Annotated in this window: 23 protein-coding genes and 1 pseudogene; 13 read left to right on the top strand and 11 right to left on the bottom strand. The window is 66.8% G+C overall.

The window, feature by feature from the left end:
- From ACJH7A_RS21985 to ACJH7A_RS22005, 5 genes and pseudogenes are all read left to right on the top strand, one after another.
- Positions 1-336: pseudogene (locus ACJH7A_RS21985) on the top strand (hypothetical protein); the annotation flags it as partial.
- Positions 337-412: 76 nt separating this feature from the next.
- The gene (gene dosR, locus ACJH7A_RS21990) at positions 413-1,060 is read left to right on the top strand and encodes a hypoxia response regulator transcription factor DosR/DevR (protein WP_406802693.1); all 648 of its coding nucleotides are present in this window, start codon (positions 413-415) and stop codon (positions 1,058-1,060) included.
- Between the two features lie 48 nt (positions 1,061-1,108).
- On the top strand, positions 1,109-2,821 hold the full coding sequence (locus tag ACJH7A_RS21995; protein WP_406802702.1) for a GAF domain-containing sensor histidine kinase: 1,713 nt from the start codon (positions 1,109-1,111) through the stop codon (positions 2,819-2,821).
- A gap of 221 nt (positions 2,822-3,042) precedes the next feature.
- Positions 3,043-4,074, top strand: coding sequence for an Acg family FMN-binding oxidoreductase (locus tag ACJH7A_RS22000; protein ID WP_406802694.1), 1,032 nt, complete (start codon positions 3,043-3,045; stop codon positions 4,072-4,074).
- Positions 4,075-4,091: 17 nt separating this feature from the next.
- Complete coding sequence (locus ACJH7A_RS22005; RefSeq protein WP_406802703.1) at positions 4,092-4,505, top strand: hypothetical protein; 414 nt, start codon at positions 4,092-4,094, stop codon at positions 4,503-4,505.
- Positions 4,506-4,539: 34 nt separating this feature from the next.
- Here ACJH7A_RS22005 and ACJH7A_RS22010 read toward each other — a convergent pair whose 3' ends face one another.
- The gene (locus ACJH7A_RS22010) at positions 4,540-5,124 is read right to left on the bottom strand and encodes a hypothetical protein (RefSeq protein WP_406802695.1); all 585 of its coding nucleotides are present in this window, start codon (positions 5,122-5,124) and stop codon (positions 4,540-4,542) included.
- A 187-nt stretch (positions 5,125-5,311) separates the two neighbouring features.
- On the opposite strand from ACJH7A_RS22010, the gene ACJH7A_RS22015 reads away from it, so the two are divergent.
- Both ACJH7A_RS22015 and ACJH7A_RS22020 read left to right on the top strand, forming a co-directional pair.
- Positions 5,312-6,709, top strand: a complete 1,398-nt coding sequence (locus ACJH7A_RS22015) for a wax ester/triacylglycerol synthase family O-acyltransferase (protein ID WP_406802696.1) — start codon at positions 5,312-5,314, stop codon at positions 6,707-6,709.
- 64 nt (positions 6,710-6,773) lie between these two features.
- The gene (locus tag ACJH7A_RS22020; protein ID WP_212814241.1) at positions 6,774-7,163 is read left to right on the top strand and encodes an STAS/SEC14 domain-containing protein; all 390 of its coding nucleotides are present in this window, start codon (positions 6,774-6,776) and stop codon (positions 7,161-7,163) included.
- Positions 7,164-7,223: 60 nt separating this feature from the next.
- Here ACJH7A_RS22020 and ACJH7A_RS22025 read toward each other — a convergent pair whose 3' ends face one another.
- Both ACJH7A_RS22025 and ACJH7A_RS22030 read right to left on the bottom strand, forming a co-directional pair.
- Positions 7,224-9,620, bottom strand: a complete 2,397-nt coding sequence (locus tag ACJH7A_RS22025) for a phosphoketolase (protein ID WP_212814238.1) — start codon at positions 9,618-9,620, stop codon at positions 7,224-7,226.
- A complete protein-coding gene (locus ACJH7A_RS22030; RefSeq protein WP_212814777.1) occupies positions 9,617-10,519 on the bottom strand; it encodes a universal stress protein in 903 nt (300 codons plus the stop codon). Before ACJH7A_RS22030 ends, ACJH7A_RS22025 begins: the two co-directional genes overlap by 4 nt.
- A gap of 270 nt (positions 10,520-10,789) precedes the next feature.
- Between ACJH7A_RS22030 and ACJH7A_RS22035 the strand changes: the two genes are divergently transcribed.
- Positions 10,790-11,578, top strand: coding sequence for a universal stress protein (locus ACJH7A_RS22035; protein WP_244872880.1), 789 nt, complete (start codon positions 10,790-10,792; stop codon positions 11,576-11,578).
- Between the two features lie 56 nt (positions 11,579-11,634).
- Here the strand turns inward: ACJH7A_RS22035 and ACJH7A_RS22040 are convergent, their stop codons facing one another.
- Positions 11,635-12,528, bottom strand: coding sequence for a universal stress protein (locus tag ACJH7A_RS22040; protein WP_212814234.1), 894 nt, complete (start codon positions 12,526-12,528; stop codon positions 11,635-11,637).
- 137 nt (positions 12,529-12,665) lie between these two features.
- On the bottom strand, positions 12,666-12,962 hold the full coding sequence (locus ACJH7A_RS22045) for a hypothetical protein (protein WP_212814232.1): 297 nt from the start codon (positions 12,960-12,962) through the stop codon (positions 12,666-12,668).
- A gap of 84 nt (positions 12,963-13,046) precedes the next feature.
- Here ACJH7A_RS22045 and ACJH7A_RS22050 point away from each other — a divergent pair, with 84 nt between their 5' ends.
- The 3 genes from ACJH7A_RS22050 (at position 13,047) to ACJH7A_RS22060 (ending at position 16,540) form a co-directional block, all read left to right on the top strand.
- The gene (locus ACJH7A_RS22050) at positions 13,047-14,411 is read left to right on the top strand and encodes a cytochrome P450 (protein WP_212814230.1); all 1,365 of its coding nucleotides are present in this window, start codon (positions 13,047-13,049) and stop codon (positions 14,409-14,411) included.
- Positions 14,408-15,070, top strand: a complete 663-nt coding sequence (locus ACJH7A_RS22055) for a bifunctional 2-polyprenyl-6-hydroxyphenol methylase/3-demethylubiquinol 3-O-methyltransferase UbiG (RefSeq protein ID WP_212814228.1) — start codon at positions 14,408-14,410, stop codon at positions 15,068-15,070. Before ACJH7A_RS22050 ends, ACJH7A_RS22055 begins: the two co-directional genes overlap by 4 nt.
- 81 nt (positions 15,071-15,151) lie before the next feature.
- Positions 15,152-16,540, top strand: coding sequence for an AAA family ATPase (locus ACJH7A_RS22060; protein WP_212814226.1), 1,389 nt, complete (start codon positions 15,152-15,154; stop codon positions 16,538-16,540).
- A 27-nt stretch (positions 16,541-16,567) separates the two neighbouring features.
- Here the strand turns inward: ACJH7A_RS22060 and ACJH7A_RS22065 are convergent, their stop codons facing one another.
- Positions 16,568-17,122: a PadR family transcriptional regulator gene (locus tag ACJH7A_RS22065; RefSeq protein ID WP_212814223.1), complete on the bottom strand. Its 555-nt coding sequence runs from the start codon at positions 17,120-17,122 to the stop codon at positions 16,568-16,570.
- A gap of 274 nt (positions 17,123-17,396) precedes the next feature.
- On the opposite strand from ACJH7A_RS22065, the gene ACJH7A_RS22070 reads away from it, so the two are divergent.
- Positions 17,397-18,395, top strand: coding sequence for a nitronate monooxygenase family protein (locus ACJH7A_RS22070; RefSeq protein ID WP_212814221.1), 999 nt, complete (start codon positions 17,397-17,399; stop codon positions 18,393-18,395).
- Here the strand turns inward: ACJH7A_RS22070 and ACJH7A_RS22075 are convergent.
- The 5 genes from ACJH7A_RS22075 to ACJH7A_RS22095 form a co-directional block, all read right to left on the bottom strand.
- A complete protein-coding gene (locus tag ACJH7A_RS22075; RefSeq protein WP_318984889.1) occupies positions 18,392-19,696 on the bottom strand; it encodes an amidohydrolase family protein in 1,305 nt (434 codons plus the stop codon). The genes ACJH7A_RS22070 and ACJH7A_RS22075 overlap by 4 nt on opposite strands.
- On the bottom strand, positions 19,690-20,892 hold the full coding sequence (locus tag ACJH7A_RS22080) for a CoA transferase (RefSeq protein ID WP_406802697.1): 1,203 nt from the start codon (positions 20,890-20,892) through the stop codon (positions 19,690-19,692). The genes ACJH7A_RS22075 and ACJH7A_RS22080 overlap by 7 nt, the downstream gene beginning before the upstream one ends.
- Positions 20,889-21,815: an enoyl-CoA hydratase/isomerase family protein gene (locus ACJH7A_RS22085; protein WP_318984888.1), complete on the bottom strand. Its 927-nt coding sequence runs from the start codon at positions 21,813-21,815 to the stop codon at positions 20,889-20,891. Before ACJH7A_RS22085 ends, ACJH7A_RS22080 begins: the two co-directional genes overlap by 4 nt.
- Before the next feature lie 112 nt (positions 21,816-21,927).
- Entirely contained in the window at positions 21,928-22,278 is a 351-nt protein-coding gene (locus ACJH7A_RS22090; protein ID WP_212814216.1) for a hypothetical protein, read from the bottom strand.
- 43 nt (positions 22,279-22,321) lie between these two features.
- Positions 22,322-22,471, bottom strand: a complete 150-nt coding sequence (locus ACJH7A_RS22095; RefSeq protein ID WP_212814214.1) for a DUF4193 family protein — start codon at positions 22,469-22,471, stop codon at positions 22,322-22,324.
- 197 nt (positions 22,472-22,668) lie between these two features.
- On the opposite strand from ACJH7A_RS22095, the gene ACJH7A_RS22100 reads away from it, so the two are divergent.
- Positions 22,669-24,171, top strand: coding sequence for an SDR family oxidoreductase (locus tag ACJH7A_RS22100; protein ID WP_318984887.1), 1,503 nt, complete (start codon positions 22,669-22,671; stop codon positions 24,169-24,171).
- The last annotated feature ends 29 nt before the right edge of the window (positions 24,172-24,200 follow it).

A 24,200-nucleotide genomic window follows, 5' to 3' on the forward strand; every position in this document is an offset into this window, starting at 1 on the left:
GCCGCCCACAGCAAAATGATCCCGACCAGAACCGAAAAGTCCTCACAGAATCAGTCAGTCCACGGATCGAGGCTTAGCCAGGATGATGGCGTGTCTGCGCGGCTGGACAAACGTCTCTCCCGGTATCGCCTCGCCAACCCGGACATCGAGTTCAACCCCGTCGCAATCCGTGGTTCCACGATGAATTACCTTGATCGCCATGCCGATTCGATCCAATTGCTGGTGATCGGCAGGCACCGGAGACCCGGGATGGGTGAGATCGTGGGGACGGCGCGCTCAGCCTCGCCCCAGGTGAACTGCACGGCACTGATTTGCCAACGTAATCAGCGCCTGTAGCCGAGGCCTGGCCTATCGTCATGAGCAAGACGTCAACGTTTATCAGCGCGCCGCCGGCGTGCAGAAGGGCACGCGAATGGTCACAGTATTTCTCGTCGATGACCATGAAGTCGTGCGCCGCGGACTCATCGACCTGCTGAGTGCGGACCCGGATCTGGAAGTCATCGGCGAGGCTGGAACCGTGGCGCACGCCATGGCCCAGATTCCTGCGCTCAGACCCGATGTCGCCGTCCTCGATGTGCGTCTGCCGGACGGCAACGGCATCGAGCTGTGCCGCGATCTGCTGTCGCGCCTGCCCGACCTGCGGTGTCTGATGCTGACGTCGTTCACCTCCGACGAGGCCATGCTCGACGCGGTCCTGGCCGGCGCGAGCGGATATGTCATCAAGGACATCAAAGGCATGGAACTGGCCGAGGCGATCAAGGCTGTCGGTGCCGGACGGTCCCTGCTGGACAATCGCGCCGCCGCGGCCTTGATGGCGAAGCTGCGCAACGCCGCCGAGCGGTCCGACCCACTTTCGGGCCTCACCGATCAGGAACGGGTGCTGCTGGATCTGCTCGGTGAGGGCTTGACCAACAAGCAGATTGCCGCCCGAATGTTCCTGGCGGAGAAGACCGTCAAGAACTACGTGTCGCGGCTACTGGCCAAACTCGGCATGGAGCGACGCACCCAGGCCGCGGTGTTCGTGTCGAAGCTGGACCGGCCGCGGCGCTCCGACGACTGATATGCCCGCGGCGTCAAATTCCTGGCGCGCGACTGCCGCGATGGCAGAATCACCGGTGTGACACGCCACGACAGCAGCGCTGAGCATCCGCTGCGAGCGCCGCTATCGGGACTCCGGCTGCGTGAACTGCTCAGTGAAGTCCAGGACCGCGTCGAGCAGATCATCGAGGGCCGGGACCGGCTCGACGGTCTGGTCGAGGCGATGCTCACGGTCACGTCCGGTCTCGAACTGGACGAGACACTGCGCACCATCGTGCACACCGCGATCGAGCTGATCGACGCCCGGTACGGCGCACTCGGGGTACGGGGCACCGACCACGAGCTCGTCGAATTCGTCTACGAGGGCATCGATGAGGAGACCCGTTGCAAGATCGGCCCGCTTCCCCAAGGGCGCGGCGTGCTCGGCGTACTGATCGACGAGCCGAAACCCATTCGGCTGGAGGACATTCGAACGCACCCGGCCTCGGTCGGGTTTCCCGATAACCACCCGCCCATGCGCACGTTCCTCGGGGTACCGGTGCGCATCCGCGATGAAGTGTTCGGAAACCTGTATCTGACCGAGAAGGCATCTGGGCAGCCCTTCAGCGAAGACGACGAAGTGCTCGCCCAAGCCCTGGCCGCGGCGGCCGGCATCGCCATCGACAACGCCCGGCTCTACCGCCAGTCACAGCAACGCCAGGCCTGGATCGAGGCCACCCGCGACATCGGTACCGCCCTGCTGTCCGGCACGGAGCCCGCGGAGGTGTTCCGCCAGATCGCGGAGGAAGCGCGCTCCCTGACGGACGCGGACGCGACGCTGATTGCGGTTCCCGAGGACGACGATGCTCCGAGCAGCGAGATCACCGAACTCCAGGTCATCGACGTCGTCGGCGACGTCCGCGCATCATCGCTGGAGGCGCCGGCGGCCGACGGCCCCATCGGCCGGTCCTTTCACGCTCGGACGCCCTTGTTCTGCCGGGCAGCGGAGTTGCCGCAAGCGATAGCGGTTGACATGGCTTCGGCACTGGTGCTGCCCCTGCGCACCACCGACAGCGTCATCGGGGTGCTGATCGTGCTGCGGCGTAGGGGCCGACCGGATTTCACTCCGGATCAGCTGGACACGATGGCCGCGTTCGCCGATCAGGCCGCGCTCGCCTGGCAACTTGCGGCCAGCCAGCGTCAGAAGCGTGAGTTGGACGTGCTGGCGGATCGCGACCGCATTGCCCGCGACTTGCACGATCACGTCATCCAGCGACTGTTCGCGGTCGGTCTGACGCTCCAGGGCGCCATCCCGCGCGCAAAATCCAGCGACGTGCAGCGGCGCATCACCGACTGTGTCGACGACCTCCAGGAAGTGATCACCGAAATCCGTACGGCGATCTTCGATCTGCACGGCAGCACCGCTTCCACCACCCGGTTACGTCAACGCCTCGATGCCGCAGTCGCCTCCTTCTCCAGCCACGAGCTGCACACCACGGTGCGCTACGACGGACCGCTCTCGGTCATCGAGCCTGACCTGGCCGATCACGCCGAGGCCGTCGTCCGCGAGGCGGTGAGCAACGCCGTCCGTCACGGTAAGGCCAGCGCTGTCAGCGTCACCGTCAATGTCGACAACGACCTACGTATCGAAGTCGCCGACAACGGTCAGGGACTGCCCGCCGGAATCACCGAAAGCGGCCTCGCGAACCTTCGCAGGCGGGCGCAGGACACCGGCGGCGACATGACCGTCGAACCCGGCGTCGACGCCGGCACCGTACTGCGGTGGTGGGCACCCCTGCCCTGACGGGCAACCTGGAGTGAGCGACCAATGGCATTGGCCGCCAACGACGGAGCCCCGGCTTCGGCCGGCACGTCGCCATCGGGCAAAGACCTCTCAGCAAGTGACGTAGTGCTCTGTCGCTGGTGCCCGAGCGCCTGCAGGATCGTCGTATGAGAAACGAGCAGTGGGCGCGACCTGAATCGCTCCGCGTCGATCTCGACGACAGGTCTTGCGAGGTGAATCAGATGTCCGAGACGTTCCCCGACCACCAGACGATTTGCGCAGCCATGGCGCTGGCAACGCGTGCCCCCTCGGTCCACAACACGCAACCGTGGCGGTGGCGGATCGGCTCGAACAGTGTGCATTTGTACGCCGAATCGTCATTGCACCTGATTCACACCGACCCCGACGGCCGCGACCTGTTGATCAGTTGCGGTGCGGCCCTGCACCACGCGACCGTGGCCTTCCACGCGCTGGGCTGGCAGCCGACCGTGCGCAGATTCCCCAATCCCGCCGAACCTGATCACCTCGCCGCGATCGAGTTGACCCCCGCCACCCCGGAGCAGCCCGACATCGCGCTCGCCGCAGCGATTCCGCGGCGCAGAACCGACCGGCGCTACTACAGCGGCTGGCCCGTCCCGCTCGGAGACATCGCTCTGATGACCGCCCGCGCCGCCCGTCTGGGCATCGGGCTACGCCGGGTGAAGCTCAACGACGTCCTCACAAGTGCACTGCGGCAGGCTGTTTTGCAGCATGTGCATGATCTGGACTATCTCACCGAACTGACGGTCTGGAGCGGGCGCTATGCCTCCGTGGCCGGAGTGCCCGCTCGAAGTACACCCACGCCCGACCATGGTGCAGCTCTCCCGAGTCGCATCTTCGCCGGTCCCGTGCTCGGGCAGGCCGCCGGTACGACGGCCAGTGATGACAACGGTTCGCTATTGGCACTCGGCACCTCGACCGATGCTCCGATCGATCGACTGCGGGCCGGCGAAGCGACGAGCGCGGTTCTGCTCACTGCCACCGCACAGGGACTGTCCACATGCCCCGTCACGGAGGCATTGGAAAATCCCGCGTGCCGAGCGATCGTCCGGTCGGACGTTTTCGGTGACGAGCTGTTCCCGCAGATGCTCATCCGGGTCGGCTGGGCACCCCTCAACGCCGACCCCCTGCCCGCGACCCCGCGCCGCGCGCTGACGGACGTCGTTTCCCTTCTGCACGACGACAACCCGGTATTGGGCTCACAGCCCACTGACGCCGAAGAGACGGATCGATGATCGCGCACCGCACCCGGATGTTCGCCCGGGTGCTCGGGCCCTACCTCGTCGTCGCGGCCGCTTCACTGGTCACCCGGGCCGATTACGTCAAGACACTGCTGCACACGTTCGGAGACGACTCCGTATGGCCCTGGGTCACAGGCGCATTCGTCCTACCGATGGGACTGGTTGTCGTCACACTGCACCCGTACTGGCGCGGAGCTGCCGCCGCCACCGTGTCGGTGCTGGGCTGGTTGACGGTGCTCAAGGGTGTCGCGTTGATGACGTTCCCCGGGGCGTACCTCACCACGGGACAGGACGTGCTGGCCGGCGCACCGTGGTGGCAGGCCGGGGTGATCGTCACCGGACTGGCCGGACTGTATCTGACCGCGGTCGGGTGGTCACCGGATCGTCGACCGGCACCGTCCGTCACCGCGACCTCCGAGTCTTGAGGCGCTCCAACGGCATTCGGCTCGACGCTCGGCGTCAGATCGGCACGACGTCCTGGGTCCCGGAGTCGGCGTCATCGAGCTCACGCGCGATCACGGCCATCAGCGTTCGGAGATCGTTGTTCGCGCGGTACAGATAGACCGAGGCCATCTCGATGTCGGCGACGTCCTGATGCCGAATTCCGGCCAGGCACTCACTGAACCCGGAGCCGAAATCATCGAGAGTCTGCCGCAGGGCAGTGGTCAGGGTCGCATCCGGGCTCGGCAACAATATCTGTAGCGGCGGCACGGCCGCCTGGCCGGCCTCGCAGGCTCGGTGGATTCCCGCGATGTCGGCGCTGGCCGCCGCCCTGGTCATGTTGTCCCGCTGGATCAGCAACGCGTCCAGCGGCGATTCGAGTCGTGCAAGCCACGTGTGCAGTTGTTGCGATGCGGGCGGCGCCTGCTGTTGTGCCGTAGCAACTTTCGCCGGTGCCACTGCGTCATCCGGCAGTCCCAGGCGGACCGACGAGAGATCGCCGAACATCCAACCGATGAATATTGGCGCCGCAATCAGTGCCACGCCGGTCATACCGCGAAGCTGTCCCTGGTGTTCACCGTCGAGACCTTCTGACAACCGCATGTCCACATGGTGCGCCACTCGGCTGAGGGCCACACGGGTCAAAAGTCCTCTGGCATATAGCCGGAAGGCCACAGGTGCCGAAGGTCCCTACGACCGCGGTCCATCAGCCCTGCTGACGAACCGCCGATAGGCGCAACATCATTCGCGAATACCGCACCGCCCGCGGGCCGGCCCGTAAAGGAAACCGATGAACGACAATCAGCTCACCGCTCTCGATGCCGGTTTCCTGCAGGCGGAGGATTCCGACAGCCACGCCAATCTTGCTGTCGCAGTGGTCGCCCTCATGGAAGGCCCGGCGCCGGACTTCGCCGAACTCATGACTGTGCTCGACGAGCGGTCGGCCACGCTCCCCCGCTGCCGACAGGTGTTGCACTCCTATCCGCTCGATCTCAGCGCTCCAGAATGGGTACCGGCGCCCAGTTTCGACATCACCCACCACGTCCGCCGACTCACCGTGACAGCGCCCGGTGATGACACCGCGCTCCATCGCGCGGTCGCCGATTTGATGGAGCGCCGTCTCGACAGGTCCCGTCCGTTGTGGGAAGCCTGGATGCTGGACGGCCTGGCCGATGGTCGCTGGGCGATCGTGGTGAAGCTGCACCACTGCATCGCCGACGGTGTCGCGGCGACAGCGATGCTCGCGGGCATCTGCGACAACCAGTGGGCCGACCACGATGAAATCCTCAGCCTCCCTTCGGTATCGGACCGGCATCCCTCACGCCCCTTCAATCCGATCGCGCTCGGCACCGATGCGTGGCGGATGGTGCGGTCGACGGCGCGCAGTGGAGTACGGATGGCCTTCGGGGCCGCTCAACTCGTGGCCGGCGTGCTCACCACATCGACCCAACCGCTCAACGGTCAGCTCAGCGACATGCGTCGATTCAGTGCTGTCGACGTCTCGATGCAGGATGTCCAGATGGTCGCGAAACGGTTCGGCGTCACGGTCAACGATGTGGCTCTGGCCGCCATCACCGACGGTTTCCGGTCTGCGATGCTGCGGCACGACATGCAGCCTTCGGCCGGGCCGATCCGTACCGTGGTGCCGGTTTCCGTCCGGCCGGCCGAACTGCTCCACGTGCCCGACAACCGGGTTTCCATATTGCTGCCTGACCTCCCCGTCGATCGGCCGGATCCGCTCGAACAGCTTCGGCTGGTCCACAAGAGGCTGACAACGGCGAAAGGCAGTGGGCAGCGCCAGGCCGGCTCTCTGGTGGTTTCCGCAGCCAACCTGATTCCATTTCCGATCATGGCGTCGGCCGTGCGCCTGCTGGGCCGGCTTCCGCAACATGGCGTCGTTGCCGTGACGACGAATGTCCCGGGCCCGAGCCGGCGCATGCGCTTGATGGGTCGTCAGATCGCCGCGCTCGTGCCGGTACCGCCGATTGCGATGGGCATGCGCACGGGCATCGCCATCATGAGCTACGCAGATCGCCTGACATTCGGCGTCATCGGCGACTACGACGCCGAGCTCGACACGGAAGATCTCGCCCGCGGCATCGAGAACGGGCTCGCTCACCTGATCTCCGTCGCGTCAGCTGCGACGCACACTCGCCGGCTGGGCAACCTGATGCTGCTCAGCGGCTAGAACCGGCAATTACCCGCTGCTGCACAACAACTTTGCGCTCAGACTGATAGCACAGGAGTGAACCGTGATCGATCAACAATGGGACTCGGACAACTCGATTCTCACCATTCACCCGGAATCCCCGTTGAGTACCGGCGATTTTGCCGCCCTCAACCAAACTGTCGACCCGAAGATCGAGCAGGGCGGCGACCTTGCCGGCCTCATCATCGACGCTCCACATTTTCCGGGATGGGACAGTTTCGGGGCGATGGTGACGCACCTGCGATTCGTCCATGACCATCACCAACACGTGAAAAAGATTGCCATCGTCACTGATTCGCCGATAGCGGGCGTTGCACAGCACCTGGTGTCACACTTCATCACTGCGGAGATCCGGAAGTTCCCCGCGGGGCAGGTCGAGGACGCCACGGCGTGGATCACCAGTGGCCGTCAATCTGAGGACCCTAGACCTTAGTCGCCGAAGCCCCCTGAGCGCACAGTCGTCGCATGACGAGGACAGTTATCGCCGACGCCGTCAATCAGTTGCCGACTCCCAACGCCACTCCGTGACCTCGGGCAGATCCTCACCGCGCGTCCGGATCCATTCACGGTGGCGATCATGAGCCGCAACCATGTCTGCGCGCAGTGCGTGTACCGCGGGACCGTCGAGTCCGGGCGTCAGATCGATGGCGTCGATCACCAGCTGGAAGCGGTCCATCTTGTTCAGCACCAGCATGTCGAAAGGCGTTGTCGTCGAACCCTCTTCCAGATACCCCCGCACATGCATATTCCGGTGATTGCGTCGGCGGTAGGTCAACAGGTGGATCAACGACGGGTAGCCGTGGTAGGCGAAGATCACGGGTCGGTCGGTGGTGAACAACGTGTCGTACTCCGCATCGGTCATGCCGTGTGGATGTTGGGAGTCGGATTGCAGCCGGAACAGGTCGACGACGTTGACGACGCGGATCTTTATCTCCGGCAGGCGCTCTCGCAGTATCGATGCGGCAGCCAGCACCTCAATGGTGGGCACGTCGCCGGCGCCGCCCAGCACCACATCAGGTTCTGAACCCCTGTCGGTGCTGGCCCACTCGAAGATGTCCGCGCCGCGTGCGCAGTGCACCGCAGCTTGCTCCGCGGTGAGCCACACCGGGGCGTCGTTCTTACCGGCGACGATCACGTTGATGTAGCTCCGGCTGGCGAGGCAGTGCGCCGCTACCGACAGCAGCGTGTTTGCGTCCGGCGGCAAGTAAATGCGGGCGATATCGGCGCGCTTGTTGGCAACATGATCGATGAAACCCGGATCCTGGTGCGAGAAGCCGTTGTGGTCCTGGCGCCACACGTGGGACGTGATCAGGTAGTTCAGGGATGCGATCGGTGCGCGCCACGGTAGTTCGCGACTCACCTTGAGCCACTTGGCATGTTGGTTCACCATCGAGTCCACGACATGAGCAAAGGCCTCGTAGCTGTTGAGCAGGCCATGCCGCCCGGTCAGCAGATAACCTTCCAGCCAGCCCTGGCACATGTGTTCCGACAAGACTTCGAGCACACGCCCGTCGCGGGCCAGGTGCTCGTCGCTCGGCAGAACTGCTGCGTTCCACTGCTTGTCGCTGACGTCATACACGGCACCGAGCCGATTCGACGCCGTCTCGTCGGGCCCGAACAGTCTGAAGTTGCGGTAGCAGGCGTTACGCACCATTACTTCGCGCAGATATTGCCCGAGCACCCTGGTCGGCTCTGCGGTGGTGTCCCCCGGCCTGACGGTTGACACCGCGAATTCCTGGGCAGCAGGCAAATGCAAAGGTGTCAGCAGCAGGCCACCGTTGGCGTTCGGGTTCAATCCCATCTGATAATCGGTTGACGGCACATTGTCAGTCACCAGCGCTGTGGGGCAACCCATTTCATCGAACAGCTCGCCGGGGCGGTACGAATCCAGCCAATCGACGAACTGCCGGCGATGTTCCGGATCAGACCGGACATCGGCTATGGGCACCTGATGCGAACGCCACGTACCCTCAACAGGCACACCGTCGACCCACCGCGGTCCGGTCCAGCCTTTGGGCGTCCGCAACACGATCATGGGCCACTGTGGGCGCGCCGCTGGGGATGTCGCGGCACGCGCGGCGGTCTGGATTTCGTTGATCATCGCCACGACGCGATCCATCGCCGCCGCCATCTCCTGATGCATCTGTTGCGGGTCGTCGCCGCTGACGTAGATCGGATGGTGCCCGTATCCCCTTAGTAGACAATCGAGTTCGGTGTCGGTGATCCGCGCCAGGACCGTCGGATTGGCGATCTTGTACCCATTGAGGTGCAGGATGGGCAGTACCGCACCATCAGTGACGGGGTTGATGAACTTGTTCGAATGCCAGCTGGCGGCCAGCGGACCGGTCTCGGCTTCGCCGTCACCGATCACACACGCCACCAACAGGTTCGGGTTGTCGAGAGCTGCACCGTAGGCGTGCGCCAGGGAATAACCGAGCTCGCCGCCCTCGTGGATGGAGCCCGGAACTTCCGGTGCGACATGGCTGGGCACGCCACCCGGGAAGGAGAATTCGCGGAACAGTGTCGCCATGCCGCGTTCATCACGGGTTATGTCGGGACGTGTTCGGCTGTAGCTGCCCTCGAGCCAGGCGTTCGCGAACAGCGCCGGCCCGCCATGACCGGGACCGATGACATACATCGCGTCGAGATCATGATCGATGATGGCGCGATTCAGGTGCGCGTAGGTGAAGTTCAGCCCCGGCGAGGTGCCCCAGTGCCCCAACGGGCGGGGCTTGATGTGTTGATGCTCCAAAGGCGTTCGCAGTAGCGGATTGTCCATCAGGTAGATCTGGCCGGCAGTGAGATAGTTGGCAGCCCGCCAGTACGCGTCCACCGATCGCAGCCGCGCCGCCGTCAAGGGCTCACGCACCTCGCGAGTTGCGCTCGTCATCGGGTCGACTCGCGAGCATGCGGCCGAGCGACGAGGACTGGGCAATTCGCCTGGTGAATCAGTTTGTGGCAGGTGGAACCGAGCAGCAGCCCGGTGGCGTCGCCGCGACCATGGCTTCCGGTGACGACGAGCTGAGCGCGCTGGGCATGGCTCAGCAGGACGTGCCCGGGGTTGCCGATTGCCGCGACGCGGCGCACCGCGACATCCGGGAATTTCTCCTGCCACCCGGCCAATCGCTCGGCCAGCATCTCCTGCTGCTCCTCACGCGCCGGGCCGGTCAGGTCATTCCAGGGACCTTGGACATCGTAGAAATGCGCCGGCAAGTAGCCCCAAACCAGGACAGCGGTCAGTCCGGTCCCGCGCATGGCGGCTTCCTCGAAGGCCCAGCCAATCGCATCCTCACTGTCCGGGGCCCCACTGATCCCGACCACAACTGGGCCTGTCACCGGCACCCCCGGTGCGCGGACGACGACGACCGGGCTGTGTCCGTGTGCGGTCAGCGCCACTGCCACCGAGCCGGCCAGCAGGCCGGTGAATGCGTTCAGTCCGCTTGAACCGACGACGGTGAGGAATGCGCCCTTCGACAGCTCGATCAACACTCGAGCTGGGCGGCCCGCCTTTCTGGTCAACGTCACCTCCAGATCAGGGTCCAGCGTCTGGACACGATCGAGGGCCTCGTCAAGGAAACGCTGGCCCGTGGTCTCCAGGTACGTGAAGAAGCTCTCGGAGGCACCCGGGTTGAACCCCAGCGCAAAACTCTCGAAGTCGACGGCGTGCACCAACCGGAGCGGAAGGTTGCGCAACTGTGCTTCGTTGACGGCCCAAGTCAGGGCCATCAGCGATGAGCTCGACCCGTCGATGCCGACCAAAATATAAGGGCGGGGCGGTAATTCGGTCACAATATCCTCCGATGCCTCTGACTGTCCGATGCCCACGACGGTACGAGCACGGCTCCTCCGCTGCTATGGCCGAAAGTCACTCGTTGAGTGATCACTCGCCACCGCTCGGGACCCTTGACCTGTGGTGACTCATGCGCCGTCCCAAAGGCCTTTATGCCCTCGCCTCCGGCTACGTACCCGGGCGAGGATTCGATGACACATCTGCCGTGCCGCACGCCAGGGCAACCACTGCGTAACACGCGAAAACCACCGGGAGACAACATGATCGAAATGCACGCTGGCGATTCCGTCGTGGTCGGCATCGACGGGTCGACAGCTGCCGTCTACGCCGCTCACTGGGCCGTCGCTGAAGCCATCGCCCGAGATGTCCCGCTGCGGCTGGTGAGTTGCGTGCAAGGCCCGCAGCGCTCGGATCGAATGGTCATCGAATACGCCAGGACCTCTCTGCGGGCGGCTCACGCAGCCATCGACGACACCGCCGCGCACGTCAAGATCGAGACCGCCGTCGTAGTCGGAGACCCGACGGCGGTATTGATCGAAGAATCCCGCCGAGCCGCCATGGTGTGTGTGGGCTCCGTCGGGATAGGCCGTTTCGCAAAAGCGCTGCTGGGATCGACCGCGGCGGGCGTGGCCGAGGGCGCGGCGTGTCCGGCCGCAGTGGTCCGCAGTTACGCACCGCACCGGCGCTCGCCGGCAGGGTCGATCGTCGTCGAGGTCAATGACTGGGAAGAGAACCACGATGTGTTCGCCGCGGCGGTCGCCGAAGCGCAACTGCGTGGACGGCCCGTTGTGGCGGTCGGCGTGTGTCCGCCGGAGACCGGGATGAGTGGCCGCCAGGAGCTGCTGCGCCGTTGTGCGGTGTGGCTAGACCTCTACCCCGACGTGTACATCACGGCGGTACCCATCACGACGAGTTTCGCACGGTTCCTGCAGACGACGTCCGAACCGATCAGCCTCGTCGTTGTCGGTGCCCGCGAAGCGGCCAAGCTCGTCAAAATTATTGGCTCACACGCCGACGCGAACTCCGACAACCCCTCTGTGCTCGTCGCACGGGTCTGAAATACCTGAGGTGCAGGCGGCCGCGAACGGCCCCCTGCACCTCAGCAACGATCTGACTACCGGGCCTGCGGCCGGGCGACCAGCACCGGGCACTCGGCATGCTGCACCAGCCGGTGGCTCGTCGACCCGAGGAACCACCCGGCCACGTTTCCATGGCCGCGGGTCCCGGTGACGATCAGCTGCGCGCGCTGCGCATAGCCCAGCAGCACGTGCCCCGGATGGCCGGCGGCGACCACGCGGCGGACCGCGACCTCCGGGAACTTCTCCTGCCACCCCGCCAGCCGTTCAGCCAGCAACATCGCCTGCTGGTCCTCCCGCGCCGGGCCCGGCAGCTCTTCCCATGTCGGTTCGATGTAGTCGAAATAGGCTGGGACATAACTCGATACGAGAACGGCGAGCAGTTTCGCCCCGCGCAGTGACGCCTCCTGGAAGGCCCAGCCGATTGCTTCCTCGCTGTCGGGCGCGCCGCTGACACCGACCACGACGGGCCCTCCGGCGTGTGCGCCGGGCGCGCGGACCACAACGACGGGACTGTGGCCGTGCGCGGTCAGCGCCACCGCCACCGACCCCGCGAGCAGACCCGTGAACCCGTGCAGCCCACTCGATCCGACAACGGTGAGGAACGCATCCCTCGACTGCTCCTCCAGCAGCTGCGCCGGGCGGCCGACCAGGTTGTGGACGGACACCTCCACCTCGGGGGCGAGTGCCTGAACACGCTCCGCGGCCTCGTTCAGGAAGTTCTGTCCCGACGTCTCCACGTACTTGAAGAAGCTCTCGGAAGCACCCGGATTGAATCCCATCACGAAATTGCCGTAGTCGACGGCGTGGACCAGGCGCAGCGGCAGGTTGCGCAGTTGCGCCTCGCCGATGGCCCACAGCAACGCCTCCAGCGATGATCTTGATCCGTCGATGCCGACCAAAATGTATGGGCGAGGAGATAATTCGGTCATGATGTCCGCTCCAGACGAAGGTGCAATTCCCGACACCTTCAACGGTACGGGCGTCGACTGCCCGGGGCTATGGCCAAAAGTCACTCGCCGGCCAGGGCCCAGAGGTACGGCTTCGCGCCGGGGCGCGTTCCGGGTGACTACTCGTTGTCGCCGACGGCTTCGAGGCGCTCGCTCACCCGAGTGAGCGCCTCGTCGAACACGTCGACCTTCTCGCCCCGCTTTTCGTTGGCGGGCTGCGCGGCGCCCCGGCCACCCTCGGATTCCACCCGCGCCGCACCCTGACGCCGCAACAAACTGAAGTTCTTCTCACGCGCCTGCCGCAGCCTGCGCTGCAGCTCCTTGAGTGCTTTCGAATCCATCCGGGCCAACGCCTCGGGATGGCTCTCGGCGATCAGTTCGTTTTCCTGCGGGGTGAGGTTCACGTGGTTGCTCATGACTGATTCATACCCGTGACTGCGATACCTGCCGGTCGAATCACTCGACCGCGCGCCCCTGGCGCGGCATAATTCTTTATTGACATGACTGCAACCATCGACGCCCGCGACGTGGGCACGCTGCCGCTCGCGCCGAAGAATCCGCTGCCGTTACGGCAGTTGATCGCCACCCGGCAATTGCACACCGGGCTGGTCCGGCTGAGCGAGGCCGGTGGGCCCGTCAGTCGCATCGCCGTCGTACCCAAGCGCGTCGCGCCGCCCATCGTGCTCGTCACGTCGCCGGCCGGCATCCGCGACGTGCTGGGTCGCTCCGACAACCTCGCCGAACGCTCCACGATCCACGAAGAAGTGCGCAACGTGGTCGGCGACAATCTCTTCGTCCTGCCCAACAAGGCCTGGCCGCCGCGCCGGCGCGCCCTGCAGCCGGTCTTCACCAAGCAGCACGTCGACCGCTTCGGCGGCCACATGTCCCAGGCCGCGCAGGCGATCGCCGACCACTGGCGCGACGCGCATCACGTCGACCTCGACACCGAATGCCGCCGGCTCGCCATGCGGTCCCTCGGCTACTCGATTCTCGGTCTCGACATCAACGAGCACAGCAACACCATCGCCGAGAACATGCACGTGGCCTCGCGCTATACGGCCGATCGCGCCCTGCGGCCGATCAAGGCGCCGCAGTGGCTGCCGACGCTGGGACGGCGTCGGGCTCGCGCCGCGGTTGCCCGGATGCGCAAGATGACCATGGCGGTCCTGCAGGACTGCCGCGCGAACCCGGACCGCGATGCACCGTTGGTCAAGGCACTGCTCGCGGCCTCGGACCCCGATACCGGCCAGAAGCTCTCCGACGACGACATCTGCAACGACCTGCTCATCTTCATGCTGGCCGGCCACGACACGACCGCGACGACGCTGACGTACGCCTTGTGGCAGCTCGGGCGCAATCCCGCGATGCAGGACCGGGTCGCGGCCGAGGTCGCCGCGATCGGCGATCGGGAGCTGACCCCCGACGACGTGCCCCGGCTCGCCTACACCGCCCAGGTACTCAACGAGTCGCTGCGGCTGTGCCCGCCGGCGGCCGGTGTCGGCCGGACGGCGATGCAGGACATCGTGGTGGACGGCCATCGCGTCGAAGCCGGCAGCATCGTGGCCATCGGCATCAGTGCCGTGCACCGGGACCCCACGTTGTGGGATCACCCGCTGGCGTTCGACCCCGACCGGTTCAGCCCCGACAACGCCAAGACCCGCGACCGTTGGCAGTTCATCCCGTTCGCCGCGGGGCCGCGGTCCTGCATCGGTGAACACTTCGCGATGTTGGTGACGACGCTCGCGCTGGCCACCATCGTGCGGTCCAACCGCATCGAGTCGCTCCACGACGACTTCCCGCTCGAATCGCCCTACACAACGGTCGCGAAAGGCCCCATCCCGGTTCGGGTCACCGCGCGCGCGTGACGCCGGCGGTGGCCGACGCCCGGAGCCAGCTCGACTGGGACCACAACGCCTACTACCAGCGCCGGCTGCTGCAGCTCCTGCCGTCACGGTGCCAACGAGTCCTGGACGTCGGCTGCGGAGCCGGCGGATTCGCCGTCCAGCTCGCCGAGCGCAGTGCGCACGTCGACGCGGTCGATCGCTCGGCGGTGATGATCGCCGAAGCGCAGCGCCGGGCCCCGACGAATGTGAACTGCATTCAGGCCGACGTGCTGACCGACGCGCTGCCGGCAACCGACTACGACGCGATCGTGTCCATCAGCGCACTGCACCACATGCGGCTCGATGCGGTGCTGCCCCGGCTGGCCGACGCGCTTCGGCCCGGTGGTGTGCTCGCGGCCATCGCGCTGCCGCGGACAGACCTGCGGCGTGAGTGGCCGTATGAGCTCGGCGCCGCGCTCGCCCATCGCGCGCTCGGTGTCCGGTTTCGCGCCGAGCGACTGCTGGGAACCGGCAGCGGGTTCGCGAAGACGCCTGACCACGACGTGATGCCGGTGGTGCTCGACCCACCGCTGACGACGCGCGAAGTCGCCGCGCAGGCCGCGATTCTCCTTCCGGGTGCCTACGTGCGGCGCCTGCTCTTCTGGCGTTATCTGCTCGTGTGGCAGAAGCCCACCGCGTAGCGGCGGCGAAAACTCGTTGACGGTGCCTCGGCAGCGTGCCATTCTGTCCGACTGCCCTGTTTCCGACCCACATCACCAATCATGACTCTGACGAACGACGAAATAACCCAACTGGCAACCGAATTCGCCGACGACGACCGCACGGGTCGCCGGCCGATCAGCGATGTCGCGGCGTGGCTGAACGACGTGCACCCGATGGCGCGTGTGACCCTGCATGCACTCGGCGAGTTGCTTGCCGGCGTCTCCAACCTCGACAGGGCCGAGACCGCCGACCGGTTCACCGCCCGTGCGCTCGGGGTGAGCGACTGCGGTCAGCTGATCGATGAAACCCGCGATCTGAATCCCGTGGCCCGGTTGACCACGGCGTTGGCACTCGGTGAGTGGATCACTGAGCACGAGCAGGTGTGTCTGGTCGGCCCCGGCGAGTACTCGCATCCCCCGATGTGGACGCAAACCGAGATCGGCGAGCGGCAGTACCGCCACCCGCTGAGCCTGCGTGTGCACTTCCCCGCTGGGTCCCTGTTGCCCGAGGCCGGGTGCGTCATCAAGATCGAAACCCGCGAGTCGTTCAACCACTCGGCCGAGGTCAGCGTCTACGTGATGCCCGCACATCAGGCCGAGGCCCGCGTGCTGCTCGACAGGCTCGCAGAGCGTGCCAACGCGCTCAACCCGTACCGGGGCCGCGCGCTGCGCGCCACCAACGCGCATGGTCTGCAGCTCACGGTGATCGAGTTGCCGCCGGCTGTCAGCCGATCGAATGTGATTGTGCCCCAATCAGTGTGGACCGAAGTCGACCTCGGCATCGCGGCGGTTCGCGATCGCCACGGCCTGCTCAACGCCCACGGCTTGGGAGCCCGCCGCGGCGTGCTGTTGTGCGGTCCGCCCGGTACCGGGAAGTCGGCGGTGAGTGCTGTCGCGGCCAGTGAAGTCGTCGGCGATTTCACCGTGATCTATGTCGAGGCCCGCGCCGGAGCGGACCTGCTGACGGTCGTCGTCGAGGAGGCTCAGCGTCTGGGCGGCCCGGTGCTGCTGGTGCTCGAAGACGTCGACCTGTGGTGCCGGGATCGTTCCGTCGGCGGCGGCGGGTTGTCGGAGCTGCTGCAGGCGATGGATATTGCCCCCGACGCCCGCATCCTGACGCTGGCATCCACCAACGACGTCGCGACTCTGGACAAGGCGGCGATCCGCACCGGCCGGTTCGACTCGGTGGTCGAGGTCGGTTACCCCGACCGCGTCGGTGCGGCCCGCATCCTGTCGGTGCTGCTCGGCGACCTGCCCGGAGGGGCGGACGTCAACACGGCCGCGGTGGCCGCGGCCCTGCCCGAGCACACCAGCGGCAGCGACATCCGCGAGATCGTCCGCCGTGCTCTGCTCGCCGGTAACGGCGAAGCCATCAGCACGGCGGCGCTGCTCGCCGAGTTGGGCACCGGTCGCTACCGCGCCGAGCCGCCGGAAGGCATGTATCTGTAGGACGACGGAACCAACGTCCCGTAACCCTCAGGCGCCGTCACCGGACGACGTGAGCCTGTCCAGCACGTCCAGCGCCTCGCGACACCAGTCGACCCAGGCTTGCTCGGTCCGCAGGCCCGCCTTCAACACCAGGTGCCGCAACACGTCGGCGTCGGCGACCGGGGCCGCGAAATCTCGGGCATCGATCTCGCGGTAGTTGGCCAACATCGCTTCATGCGCGGCGAGGTGGTGCGCGATCACGGCGCGCACGGCCCCGGTCTCGCCGAGCGCCGCGGCGGCACGCACCCGCACGGCGATGGACATCCGCTCCGGCGCGGGATCATCGATGCCACAGAGCCATTCGCCCAGCGCCGCCCGTCCCGCGGGCGTGATGCTGAAGCGCTTGGGCTGACCGCGCTCAGGGCGATCAGGCGTCGAGGCCTCGGCCAGCCCGGAGGTCTTGAGCTTGTCGAGCTCCCGGTAGATCTGCTGGTGCGTCGCCGGCCAGAAGTAGCCGAATGCCCGATCAAACCGGCGGGTGAGTTCGATACCCGTCGATGCCCGCTCCGTGAGCGCGGTCAGGATGGCGAATTGCAGCGACATGGCGTGATCGTAAGTCCCGTGCGGTTTCCGCCGGCGCAGCGCGGCGGCAGCAGTCCTGTCACGACGGTTATCCAATCTGTTGCATAAAAGCGCGCCGGAAGCCGGGACCGGCGGTCGGCGCTTCCCTGATACGACTGATTTCCAACATGTTCGAATCAGCGGGCAACGCGAGAACATCCACCCGCCGCCGATTATGCCACTAGTTGCATAACCACTCCAGCGCCACTAGAGTCCCGTCCAAACCCGGTCTCCGATTCGAAGGGCTATCACCACCATGGGTCTGCCTCCCGTCCTCGCACAGCGCCTGTCCCTGCCGGTGGTCGCGTCACCGTTGTTCCTGTGCTCGGGGCCCGACCTGGTGAAGGCGGAGTGCCAGGCCGGCGTCATCGGCTCGTTCCCCGCGCTCAACGCCCGGCCGTCCAGCCTGCTCGGCGATTGGCTGGATGAGATCCAGGAGTCGAACGCCGCCTACGCCCTCGCGAATCCCGACGCCATCGTCGCGCCGTTCGCCGTCAACCAGATCGTGCATCGCTCCAACGACCGCCTCGAGCACGACATGAGCGTCATCGTCGAGCACAAGGTCCCGATCGTGATCACCTCGCTCGGGGCGCGTCCCGAGATCAACGATGCGGTGCACTCTTACGGCGGCATCGTCCTGCACGACATCATCAACAACGAGTTTGCGCACAAGGCCATCGACAAGGGTGCCGACGGCATCATCGCCGTCGCAGCCGGCGCCGGTGGCCACGCCGGTACCCAGTCCCCGTTCGCGCTGGTCCGCGAGATCCGTGAGTGGTTCGACGGTCCGCTGCTGCTGTCGGGCGCCATCGCCCACGGCCGGTCCATTCTTGCCGCACTCGCCGCGGGAGCCGACTTCGCCTATGTCGGTTCGGCATTCCTCTCCACCGACGAAGCCAACGCGGTGCCCGAGTACAAGCAGATGATCGTCGACTCCACGGCATCCGAGATCGTCTACAGCAACCTGTTCACCGGCGTGCACGGCAACTACCTGCGCGGCAGCATCGTCGCCCAGGGTCTCGACCCGGACAACCTGCCCGAATCCGACGCCTCGGCAATGAATTTCGGCTCGGGCGGGAACACGGACGCCAAGGCGTGGAAGGACATCTGGGGTGCCGGGCAGGGTGTGGGCAGCATCAAGGAACGCCTCACCGTCGCGCAACTGGTCGAAACCTTGAAGACGCAGTACGTCGAAGCCCGCCAGGACCTGCTGAGCCGAGTGCTCGACGACGAGGTTCTCGAGCCGGCGCACTAGCCCGCCTGATACACCACCGCACCGTCGTACACGGTCGCAGCCACCAGCGAGGCGTCCAGCGCAGCCAGGACGTCTCGCGGTGGCGCCGCCAGCACGCACACGTCCGCCGGCATTCCCACCGTCAGCTCCCGAGGCACGTCCGGCTGCGCGGGTGCGCCGAGGAACATGCCCAATGCCGTTGCGGCATCGATGCTTTCAGCCGCTCCCAGCACGGCGCCCGACGGCGTCCTGCGGTGGACCGCGGCGCGCATCGCCGCCCAGGGATCGGCGTCCCCGAACGGCATATCGGTCGACAGCGCGACGGGTATCCGCGCGCCACACAGCGACGCCACCCGCCACAGCTGGCCACGCTCGTCCGCGGGCACGTCGGTGAGGTACTGCGCGCCCCGCTCGGCGACGAAGTTCGGCTGGGTCACCACCAGCACGCCGAGGTCACGCAGGTCGGCCAGGCAGTCGTCGGGAATGACGGCGCCGTGCTCGATGCGATCCCCCGCCCGGGAACCCGCCTGCCGCAGCGCGGCAATCGCCACGACGAGCTGCATGGCCGTAACACAGTGCAGCGCAACGATTCCACCTTGACGGTGCCGGGTGCCGATCCAGTCGGCCAGCGCCTCGAGGTCCAGATCGTCGTCGTGCAGAATGCGTTTGGCGGGTGCCAGGACTTCGACGCGCTGGCGCAGTTCGCCATGCCGACGGGCCTCGGCGAAGTCCATCACATCCTCAGCGGTGAGGTCGGGGGTCGCGTCGGTGACACCGGTGACACCGAATGCCGAGAGGCGCCTGCTGATCTCGCCGAGTCCGGCGTCGCTGCGCTGCAACGCATGCGTCCAGCCCGGGTCCGCGCTGCGCAGCCGGCCGTCGGGGTGGTCGGGCAGGCCGACGGCCGTCAGACCCGCGGAGTTCAGGGTCCACAGCACCCCGCTGCGGTGCTGAACGCGCACGGGCACGTTCGGTGAAACCTCGTCGAGCACAGCGCGGTCCAGCGGACCCGCGACAACCTCGTGGTAGCCGACGGCCCGAATCCAGCCGTCCGCGCCGACGGCGGCCTGCCCCAAGACCGCACGCAGCGCGTCACGGCTGCGGACCTCGCCCGGACCGACCCGCACCGACGTCAACGCCGCTGCCGCCGAACGCAAGTGGACGTGATGGTCGTGTAGTCCGGGGATGACGGTGCCACCGGCCGCGTCGAGAACGTCGTCCCCGGTGATCGGCTCGAGGTTGTCGGCAATGGCCTCGATGCGCCGGCCCAGCCGAATATCGACGGTCCGACCGTCGAGCAGCGTGGCTCGTTGAATCAGCATGCCCGGCAAGCCCTTTCCTGCACGATGGCCCGTACCCGCGCGTTGTCGGTGCCCAGCTCGCCGGCCCGCGACGACAGCGCGGGCGCCACCGGTTCGGCCACCGGACCTACGCTCGCACCGCTCGTCAGTGGTAGCGCGGCGTATGCCGCCGCCACGGCTGCCAGGGCGATCTCGACGACTTCACCACCGCCGCGCCGCAGCGACTCCGCCACCGCCAGTGTGGCGTGCATCCCCGTCAGTGGATCGGCGATCGCGTCACCGCAGAACACCGGTCCGCTGCCCGCCGGGTCGGAGCCGACCAGGCCCCCGGAAACCGCGGCATCATCGCCGAATCCGACCCAGTGGCCCTGCTCCGCCTCAGTGCCGTGACCGGTGATCCGCAGCCACACCCGGCCGTCCCGCGCCGGAACATCGTCCGGCCCCAGGCCGCGGCGGGTCAGCGCATCCGGACGAGACGACTCGATCACCACGTCGGCGACGGACAACAACTGCCGCAGCTCGTCGGGCTGGCCGAAATCGACGGCGTAACAGAGCTTTCCGGCGTTCATCCAGTCGAAGAATCGTCGTTCCCCCTGCCGGGTGCCGTCCGGCCGCGAGGGGCTCTCGACCTTGATCACTGTCGCGCCGGCCCGAGCCAGCAGCTGTCCACAGAGCGGGCCGGCCCACATCGAGGACAGGTCGACCACCAGCAGCCGGCCGCAGTCCCGGAACGGCTTTCGGTTGCCGCGTCGCCGGACCACCGGGACGGTGGCGGTCGTCTCCCCCAGCACGCCGACAGGAAGACCGAGCAGACGCGCACGCTCCGCGACATCGGCGATCTGGCGGCGACCGGCCCACTCGATGATGGCCGGCCACGGGTGATCGACCGGCACGTCGGATTCGAGCAGCGCCGGTACCGCGGCGACATCATCGGGCCGGGCCAGCGTCAGGGCGAACCAACCGTCGCGACCGGCGATCAGCCGCGTGGCGCCGCCGGCGCTGATCCGGCCCTGCCGGTGCAGCCCCGCCAGCGCGGCCCGCCCCGCGAGAAGCTCCGCCGCATCGATCTCGATGCCAAGTCGGCCGGACAACTCGGATGCGACCGTCCGCGCCCGAGCCAACACCGCCGCGCGACTGACGTCCGGCGGCCCGCCCGGCATACCCGTCAGCGCGGCCAGCCCACTGGCCGACCAGTCCCGCGCCGTCTCGTCACTCACGCGCTGACCGCATCGACCAAGCCCCAGTCCTGCGCCGTCACCGCATCGATCGTCGCCCCCGACAGCACCAAATACGCTGTGCGCCAGCGGCCGATCCGCCGCGTGATGCTCACCGTCCCCCCGGCTCCGGGGATCAGACCCAACGCCAGCTCCGGCAGGCCGAGGGTGGCGTCGGGGTGACAGGTCACCTGCCCGCAGAACGCGGCCATCTCCAGCCCGCTGCCCAGCACCTGGCCGTGCACGACGGCCCGGGACGCCGGGCCCAAGCGCGCGGTGATCTCGTCGAGCACCAGGGCCGGGCTGAAGCGCGTGCGGGCCAGGTGCGCAGACGCCGGGTCGTCGAATGTCCCGAATTCGGCGAGGTCTCCGCCGCTGCAGAAGGAGGGACCGTTGCCGGTGAGCACCAGGCGAGTCACCGACGGGTCCAAGCGCGCGACCTCCAGCGCCTCCAGCAGTGCCGCCCGCGCGGCGGTGGAAAACGCATTGTGCCGCTGGGGGCGGTTGAACGCGACGTGCAGAGTGTCACCGTCCCGGTGCGACACCACCGGATCCGGGAGCAGCGGAACGGTTTTCGGGCCGCGTTCGGCGAGCCAGCGCGCGAACTCCCGGCCGGACTGCAGCGTCGAATACGCCAGTGATTCGGTGATCACCCCGGCGAACGTCGGCGCCGCGGGGTCGAATGCCCGTAGTACGTCGTCGCACACCGCGGCGGTCTGCGGCCACGTGGCGACGCGTTCGGCGATCTGTCCCAGCGCGGCGTCCACATCGGGCACCTGCACGGTTCTGCGGTCCGCACACGGGCGGTCGACCAGCGTGAAAGTCGCTTGCTGCAGCCAGAACTCGGCGTCATCACCGGCCGGGTCTCCGACCCCGATCACCAGACCTGCGGCACCCGGGTCCTCCGCGAGGTCGATGACCCTCAATTCGTCAGGCAATGGACACCCGGTCCTCGGCCTCACGGTGAGCCAGCGGCACGTTCTCGCCTCCTGCGGATGTGGACAACCGGATCATGCCACTTCCGCCGCGGATTGAGGCCTAGTCGAGCTGCACCCGCACGGTGACGCGGCCCTTCTCGTCACGCGTCGAGATCGCATGCCCAGCACGGTCGGCGCCGCGAAAGTTGAGCAGTGTGATGGGCCCGCCCTCGCCGAGGAAGTTGCGCCACCAGCTCTTGGAGTCCGGGGCCATCACGCTGATGACCACGTCGTCGCCCGACAGCCGGTAGTTGACGGGGGTCTGGAAGCTACGGCCCGATTTGCGGCCCGTGTAGCGGATCTCGACCAGGCTGCGGCCGACGATGTCGCCGAGGACGGGCACGCTGGTCAGACCGACCGCCGCCTTGTTGAGCGCGCGGACGACGGGGTTGTCGAAAAACGTGCTGGACATGGTCGCCAGGCTAGCGCGGGTGGCCCGAGTCGGCCGACCTTGATCACGCGCATTCGCGGCAGACGTGCCCCAGCGATGGGTCAGCTGTCAACTCGCTGAGCTCACGGACGTGAATGCAACGGATGCAGATGAATTCATTGACCTGCTGCGGCGTACGAGCCAGCTGCTGCGGGCTGTCGTAATCAATCGTCACGTGGTCTGACCTTCCCAAGACGGACGCCGCACATGCGGCATGTCCGCAGCGAATGCCCCGTCCGCGCTCGGGATAAACAAATCTGTCGCCGATTGCCGACCATCCGCGCGCGGCAGGCCTCCGAATCACTGGGTAGTGCCGGGCATTTTCGGGGAATGTCTCAGCAGTCAGCGTGCCGCCCCAACCGAGGAGAGTCTGTGACAGATGCGAACCACGCCGCACCGTCGTTGCGCGTGCTGGTCACCGGAGCCACCGGATACATCGGCGGTCGGTTGGTGCCGCGTGTCATCGAAGCCGGCCACCGCGTGCGCGTGCTGGCGCGCAACCCGGACAAGATCAGCGACGTGCCCTGGGCGGCCGACGTGGAGGTGGTGCGCGGCGACCTCACCGATGCGGCCACGCTCGGCGAGGCCTGCCGAGACATCGACGTCGTCTACTACCTCGTGCATTCGATGGGTAACCCGGGAGAGTTCACCGAGGCCGAACGCACCAGCGCAGAGAATCTCGCTGCTGCCGCGCGCACCGCCCACGTCAAGCGCATCGTCTATCTGGGCGGTCTGCACACCGAATCCGACCGGCTGTCGTCGCATCTGCGGTCACGCAGCCAGGTCGGGGAAATCCTGATCGACTCCGGTGTCCCGACGGTCGTGCTGCAGGCCGGCGTGGTCATCGGTTCCGGTTCGGCCTCCTTCGAGATGATCCGCCACCTGACCAACCGGCTACCGGTGATGACGACGCCGCGCTGGGTCAACAACCGCATCCAGCCCATCGCGATACGCGACGTCCTCTACTACCTGCTGGCCGCCGCCACCGCCGACCTGCCGCGCTCACGCACCTACGACATCGGTGGACCCGACGTCCTGCGCTACGGGGAGATGATGCAGATCTACGCCGAAGTCGCGGGGCTGGCGAGACGCAGAATCGTGGTCCTGCCGGTCCTCACCCCGAAACTCGCCGGATTGTGGATCGGGCTGGTCACTCCGGTGCCACCCCGGATCGGCCGCGCTCTGATCGAGTCCCTGAGCACCGACTCCGTGGTGACCGAGCACGACATCGATGAGGTGATTCCACCGCCGCCCGGAGGCACCACCGGATACCGCGACGCCGTCAGATTGGCGCTGCGCCGCATCGAGGACGGCGAAGTCGAAACCACCTGGGCCAATGCCTCGCCGACCGGCGCCCCTGCCGACCCCCTGCCGTCGGATCCCAGCTGGACCGGCGACGCCATCTATACCGACGACCGCAGCATCGACTGCGACGCGGCCATCGAGCAGGTGTGGCGCGTCGTCGAGGGCATCGGCGGCGAACGCGGCTGGTACTCATTTCCACTCGCCTGGACGATCCGCGGTTGGCTCGACGTACTGACTGGCGGCGTCGGCCTGGCCCGCGGCCGGCGCAACCCGAACACCCTCTACACCGGCGACGCTCTCGATTTCTGGCGCGTCGAACGCATCGAGCGGCCGCATCTGCTGCGGCTGCGCGCCGAGATGCGCACCCCGGGCCGAGCGTGGCTGCAGTGGGAACTCCACTCCCGTGACGATGGCACCACCCGGCTGCACCAGCGTGCCATCTTCTTTCCCAAAGGCCTTGCGGGACGGCTGTATTGGTACGCGCTGATGCCGTTCCACGGCATCATCTTCACGGGCATGATCAAGAACATCAGCGTCGAAGCCTCGAAGGAAGGATCTCGCGCCGCCTAGCTCGCCGCGCTGCGTCCCGTCTATTGAGT

This window comes from Mycobacterium sp. SMC-17 (assembly GCF_045310915.1).
In the GTDB taxonomy this organism is placed as follows: Bacteria; Actinomycetota; Actinomycetes; order Mycobacteriales; family Mycobacteriaceae; genus Mycobacterium.

Coding starts and splice junctions, on each gene's coding strand:
- ACJH7A_RS22050 (WP_212814230.1), top strand. CDS start 13,047: ATGACTGCAACCATCGACGCCCGCGACGTGGGCACGCTGCCGCTCGCG.
- ACJH7A_RS22075 (WP_318984889.1), bottom strand. CDS start 19,696: ATGCTGATTCAACGAGCCACGCTGCTCGACGGTCGGACCGTCGATATT.
- ACJH7A_RS22005 (WP_406802703.1), top strand. CDS start 4,092: ATGTTCGCCCGGGTGCTCGGGCCCTACCTCGTCGTCGCGGCCGCTTCA.
- ACJH7A_RS22070 (WP_212814221.1), top strand. CDS start 17,397: ATGGGTCTGCCTCCCGTCCTCGCACAGCGCCTGTCCCTGCCGGTGGTC.
- ACJH7A_RS22090 (WP_212814216.1), bottom strand. CDS start 22,278: ATGTCCAGCACGTTTTTCGACAACCCCGTCGTCCGCGCGCTCAACAAG.
- ACJH7A_RS22015 (WP_406802696.1), top strand. CDS start 5,312: ATGAACGACAATCAGCTCACCGCTCTCGATGCCGGTTTCCTGCAGGCG.
- ACJH7A_RS22040 (WP_212814234.1), bottom strand. CDS start 12,528: ATGACCGAATTATCTCCTCGCCCATACATTTTGGTCGGCATCGACGGA.
- ACJH7A_RS22025 (WP_212814238.1), bottom strand. CDS start 9,620: ATGACGAGCGCAACTCGCGAGGTGCGTGAGCCCTTGACGGCGGCGCGG.
- ACJH7A_RS22065 (WP_212814223.1), bottom strand. CDS start 17,122: ATGTCGCTGCAATTCGCCATCCTGACCGCGCTCACGGAGCGGGCATCG.
- ACJH7A_RS22010 (WP_406802695.1), bottom strand. CDS start 5,124: ATGCGGTTGTCAGAAGGTCTCGACGGTGAACACCAGGGACAGCTTCGC.
- ACJH7A_RS22000 (WP_406802694.1), top strand. CDS start 3,043: ATGTCCGAGACGTTCCCCGACCACCAGACGATTTGCGCAGCCATGGCG.
- dosR (WP_406802693.1), top strand. CDS start 413: ATGGTCACAGTATTTCTCGTCGATGACCATGAAGTCGTGCGCCGCGGA.
- ACJH7A_RS22045 (WP_212814232.1), bottom strand. CDS start 12,962: ATGAGCAACCACGTGAACCTCACCCCGCAGGAAAACGAACTGATCGCC.
- ACJH7A_RS22060 (WP_212814226.1), top strand. CDS start 15,152: ATGACTCTGACGAACGACGAAATAACCCAACTGGCAACCGAATTCGCC.
- ACJH7A_RS22035 (WP_244872880.1), top strand. CDS start 10,790: ATGCACGCTGGCGATTCCGTCGTGGTCGGCATCGACGGGTCGACAGCT.